At 63.9% G+C, this 4474-nt stretch carries 7 protein-coding genes; 3 read left to right on the top strand and 4 right to left on the bottom strand.

The features are described 5' to 3' along the window. The 3 genes from EN879_RS25415 to EN879_RS25405 form a co-directional block, all read left to right on the top strand. On the top strand, positions 1-488 hold a 488-nt coding region (locus EN879_RS25415), incomplete at its 5' end, for a TOBE domain-containing protein (RefSeq protein WP_127274318.1). Continuing rightward, positions 481-1338 carry a 2-aminoethylphosphonate ABC transporter permease subunit gene (locus EN879_RS25410; protein WP_063167537.1) on the top strand — a complete coding sequence of 286 codons (858 nt, stop codon included), beginning with the start codon at positions 481-483 and terminating at the stop codon, positions 1336-1338. The genes EN879_RS25415 and EN879_RS25410, both read left to right, overlap by 8 nt. 3 nt (positions 1339-1341) lie before the next feature. Beyond that, on the top strand, positions 1342-2139 hold the full coding sequence (locus EN879_RS25405; protein WP_013533032.1) for an ABC transporter permease subunit: 798 nt from the start codon (positions 1342-1344) through the stop codon (positions 2137-2139). Positions 2140-2153: 14 nt separating this feature from the next. Here EN879_RS25405 and EN879_RS25400 read toward each other — a convergent pair whose 3' ends face one another. The 4 genes from EN879_RS25400 to EN879_RS25385 form a co-directional block, all read right to left on the bottom strand. Continuing rightward, on the bottom strand, positions 2154-2609 hold the full coding sequence (locus EN879_RS25400; RefSeq protein ID WP_063167538.1) for a MaoC/PaaZ C-terminal domain-containing protein: 456 nt from the start codon (positions 2607-2609) through the stop codon (positions 2154-2156). After that, the gene (locus EN879_RS25395; RefSeq protein WP_063167539.1) at positions 2606-3682 is read right to left on the bottom strand and encodes a Gfo/Idh/MocA family oxidoreductase; all 1077 of its coding nucleotides are present in this window, start codon (positions 3680-3682) and stop codon (positions 2606-2608) included. Before EN879_RS25395 ends, EN879_RS25400 begins: the two co-directional genes overlap by 4 nt. Further along, positions 3675-4004, bottom strand: coding sequence for an L-rhamnose mutarotase (locus EN879_RS25390; RefSeq protein WP_063167540.1), 330 nt, complete (start codon positions 4002-4004; stop codon positions 3675-3677). Before EN879_RS25390 ends, EN879_RS25395 begins: the two co-directional genes overlap by 8 nt. 9 nt (positions 4005-4013) lie before the next feature. Then, positions 4014-4474: enolase C-terminal domain-like protein (locus EN879_RS25385; RefSeq protein WP_281034607.1), on the bottom strand; the 461-nt coding region annotated here is incomplete at its 5' end.

The raw sequence follows: 4474 nt of genomic DNA, 5'->3' as shown, positions 1-4474 counted from the left end.
CACTGACGCTTGCCGACAAGATCGCCATCATGCGCGACGGCAGGGTCTGTTCGCATGGACCGACGACCGAACTCTACCGCCGCCCGCCAAACCGTTTTACGGCCGAGTTCCTCGGCCGCGCCAATCTTCTTCCGGTAACGGTTGCCGAGGCCGTCGGGTCGAAGGGATTTGCCACGGCAAGGCATGGTGACGCGCTGCTGACCGGCGCCGGCCGCAACGAGAAGGCCGGCGACAAGAGCCTGCTCTGTATCAGGCCGCAGCATCTCAGCCTGACCGCCGACAGCGACCATACCAACCGCATCGTGGGCACGCTCCAGGAAGTGCACTGGCAGGGCGAACTGACCCATCTCGTGCTCGACGTCGACGGCACGCCGGTGCGTGTCTCGGCGACCAGGCTGCCGATCGCCTTGCCCGAACCCGGCGCCAAGGTGCCGCTGTTCTTCGCGCCCGCCGACACCTCGCTTCTCCCGGAAGACGCCGGTGTCTGAGGCGGTCGCCATCCCTGCGCCGGCGATGAAGCTCTCGTCGGGTAAATTGTGGATAGTGCCACCGGCGGCCCTGCTGGCGCTGCTGTTCTTCTATCCGTTGGCACTGATTGCCCGCCAGGCCTTCCTCGACGACAGTGGCGTCGCCAATGTCGCCGAAGTCATCCGCGTGCTGCATTCGCGCTTCTTCCTCAACGCGCTGATCAACACGGTGTCGATCTCGGTCGCGGCGACGGCCGGATGTCTGGTCGTCGGCCTCGTGCTGGCGCTGATTCTGGCCTTCGTGCCGTTCCCCGGCAGCGGCTTCATCGCCCGGCTGATCGATACCTTCATCGCGCTGCCGACATTCCTGGTGACGCTTGCCTTCACCTTCCTCTATGGCTCCGCCGGCATGCTCAATGCCGGGCTGATGGAGACCTTTTCGCTGCCGCTGCCGCCCGTCGATTTCCTCTATTCCGCGTGGGGTGTGATCCTGGCCGAGGTCACTGTCTACACACCCTTCATCCTGCGGCCGCTGCTCGCCGCCTTTTCGCTGGTCGACCGTGGCCAGATCGAAGCGGCGAGCGTGCTCGGCGCGCGGCCGTTTCGCATCGTTCGCCAGGTGATCCTGCCGGCGGCAATCCCGGCACTCATCGCCGGCGGCAGCCTCTGCCTGTTGTTGACTGTCAACGAATTCGGCATCGTGCTGTTCATCGGCGCCAAGGGCGTCATCACCCTGCCGCTGCTGATCTATGGCAAGGCGATCCAGGAATCGGCCTATCAGGTCGCCTGTATCATCGCCGTCGTCAACATCGCGCTGTCGCTCGGCCTGTTTGGCCTCTACCGTTTCGCCGCCGGCCGGTTGGGAGCCTAGCCCATGCTGGTCTGGTCACGCTCCGGTCGTCTTGTCCTGTGGGTGCTCTTCGCACTGATCTTCGGCGTGCTGTTCCTGGCGCCGCTCGCGGTCATCCTCCTGTCCAGCCTCGCCGACCAGTGGAACGGCGTGCTGCCCAACGGCCTGACGACGGAGCACTACACCGATGTCATTTCCGGTGCCGCCGGCAGAGCGGTCAAGGCCAGCCTGGTCACCGGCTTCCTGGCCAGCGCGCTGGCGCTGGTCAGCGGCACCTGGGCGGCCCTGTCGCTGCGCCTCCAGGGCCATGCCTTGCGGCGGCTGCTCGGCCTTTTGTTCTTCATCCCAAGCGCGGTCCCTTCGGTGTCTGTCGGCCTTGGCCTGCTGGTTGCCTTCAGCCATCCGCCGCTGCTGCTCAACGGCACGATCGCGATCGTCATGATCGCGCATTTCGTGCTGATCTCGGCTTTCACCTTCGGCAATGTCTCGGCTGGACTGGCGCGGCTTTCGCCCGACTTCGAGCAGGTGGCATCGAGCCTCGGCGCTCGCCCGGCCTACCGGCTTTGGCACGTCACACTGCCCTTGCTCGCACCCTATCTGGTTGCCGCCTTCGGTCTCAGTTTCGCGCTGTCGATGGGGGAACTCGGCGCCACCGTCATGGTCTACCCGCCGGGTTGGGTGACGCTGCCGGTCTCGATCTTCAGCCTTACCGATCGCGGCGACATCTTTGCCGGTGCGGCACTGACAATGATCCTGGTCGTGGCGACGCTGGTTCTCTTGCTCGGGCTGGAGCGCATTACCAAGCGCGCTACCGGCTCGTAGGACTTTCCCGAGTCTCAGCCCTGCGCCGGCCTGCGTTCGACGATGTAGATGTGGTCTGCCGCCAGCACCACGTCGCCGCGCTGGTTGATCACCTCGCACCGCTCGATCACCCGTCCTGAACCCGGCCGCTTGGGATCGTCTTCCTTGACCGCGATGGTGGTGCGCGTGCGGATTGTGTCGCCGATGAACACCGGCTTGATGAAGCGCAGCCGGTCGTAGCCGTAGGAAAAGGCGACAGGGTTAACGACGCTCGCGGTCAGCCCGATGCCGACGGAGAACACCAGCGTGCCATGCGCGATGCGCTGGCCGAATGGCGTCGTCTTCATGTACTCGGCGTCCATGTGGTGCGGAAAGAAATCGCCGGTGTGGCCGGCATGGACGATGAAGTCGGTCTCGGTGATGGTGCGGCCGCTTGTTAGGCGCGACGCGCCAATCTCGTAATCCTCGAAATACTTGATCTGTTCCATCAGGGTCTTTCCGCGATCGGCGTCGCCGGTGCCGCGCTCGACTGGTAGGCGGCCTCGACCAGCGCCATCGTGCTCCAGGCATCTTCGACGGGGCTTATCAGCGTATCATCTTCTCCGGTCGCAAAGCGCTGGACATTGGCCATGCGGCCGACGAAGGCATCGGGAAACCACTCGCCGGCCAAGGGCACGGCGATCCAGCCCGTTCCGCCCTTCGGACAGATCTCCAATACATCCGGTTCGCCTGTGGGATAATCGAGGTTGAGACCCAGCTTGAGATAGGCGGCACCCTCTGTGCCGCAGATGCGGAACTCGCAGGCCTGATGCCGGCGACCGAATTTGTGGTCGTGGTTGATCGACAGCGCGCAACGCACGGTGTCGCCATAGTCGAGAATGGCGCTGGTGCGCGTCTGCGCCACCTTATGGTTGGGATGGCCGAGCGTCTTGGCGTGCACGCCTCTGGGGTCGCCGAGCAACTGCCGGATCAGGTCGAGATAGTGGATCGAATGCATGGCGATCTCGACGCGCGGCGCCTTGAGCAGGAATTCCCAAAGCTCCCATGGTGTCGCCAGCGCCAGCCAGGCGTCGAAGTCGACGATCTCGCCGAGCCAGCCCTTGCCGATGGCATCCTTCAGCGCCAGCATCATTGGCGCGAAACGCAATTGGAAGTTCACCGCCGCGTGCAGCCTCCTGGCGCGGCAGATTTCGAGGATCGCGGTCGCCTCGGCAAGATTGCTGCCCATCGGCTTCTGGATCAGCGCCACCGCGCCGTCAGGCAAGGACTTCAGCACATCGGCATGATGCGACGGCGGGGTGGCAAGGTCGAAGATCGCGCCCTCGACAGCAGTCGCTTCTTCGACCGAGCCAAAGGCCGTCACGCCCCATTGGCTGGCCAGCTTTTCAGCCCTGACATGATCAGGATCATAAAGCCCGGCAACCGGAAAGCCGGCCTTCCGGTAGGCTGGGAAATGCGCGTCGCCGACGATCGATCCCGCGCCGAAGGTGACGATCGGCCGGGGTCTTGAGGGTTTTGGCCAGGATTGAACGAGCAAGGCAGGGTCGAAGCCGCCTTCAGTCATGATGGAAGACCTCATCCATCTCGGCCCACCACTCGCCCTCCTTGCGGGTCGCCAGCGGCTCCTGGCAGGGCATGCAGACGGCCCACCATTCCTGCGTCTTCGGGTCGGCCGCCATCTTGGCCATGTCGGCGGCATAGTCGGTGCCGTGGTATTCAAAATAGGAAAACAGCAGGTTCTCCGGCCGCTTCAGGTAGATCGAATAGTTCTTGATGTTGCAGGCCGAGATCATGGTCAGCACGCCGGGCCAGACGGCGGCATGGAGCCGAACATACTCATCGACCTTTTCCGGCTTCAGTCCGAGAATCATCCCCATCCGCTGCATATCAGTCTCCTATTTCGTGATCGCCGTGGTGAATTCGGCGATGCTCATGGCCTTGACCGCGTCCCAGTCCCAATCGATGCCGATGCCCGGTTCGTCGGGCGCCAGCGCCTGGCCATCTTCGATGCGCATGCGCTTGCCGGTCAACTGGTCGAGCTGCGGAATGTACTCGACATATCGGCCGTTCTGAACAGCGCAGGTCAGGCTGACATGCAGTTCCATCAGGAAATGCGGGCAGACCGGAATGTCGAAGGCCTCTGCCGCGTGCGCAATCTTGAGCCAGGGCGTGATGCCGCCGATACGGCCGACATCGACCTGCACGATCGAGCAGGCGCCTTTCTGCATGTACTCGCGAAAATGGCGGAGGGAGTAGAGCGACTCGCCGATGGCGATCGGCGTCGGCGTCGAGTTCGACAACCGCACATGCCCGTCGATGTCGTCGGCCGGCAGCGGTTCCTCGATCCAGGCGAGGT

Source organism: Mesorhizobium sp. M7A.F.Ca.AU.002.02.1.1, from assembly GCF_003998535.1.
GTDB classification, from domain to species: Bacteria; Pseudomonadota; Alphaproteobacteria; order Rhizobiales; family Rhizobiaceae; genus Mesorhizobium; species Mesorhizobium ciceri.
Note: the sequence above shows the minus strand (reverse complement) of the source record. Positions and strands in the feature narration are given on the sequence as shown.

Bases quoted from the DNA above. Each gene is read 5' to 3' on its own strand.
- EN879_RS25405 (WP_013533032.1), top strand. From the start codon at position 1,342: ATGCTGGTCTGGTCACGCTCCGGTCGTCTTGTCCTGTGGGTGCTCTTC.
- EN879_RS25395 (WP_063167539.1), bottom strand. From the start codon at position 3,682: ATGACTGAAGGCGGCTTCGACCCTGCCTTGCTCGTTCAATCCTGGCCA.
- EN879_RS25390 (WP_063167540.1), bottom strand. From the start codon at position 4,004: ATGCAGCGGATGGGGATGATTCTCGGACTGAAGCCGGAAAAGGTCGAT.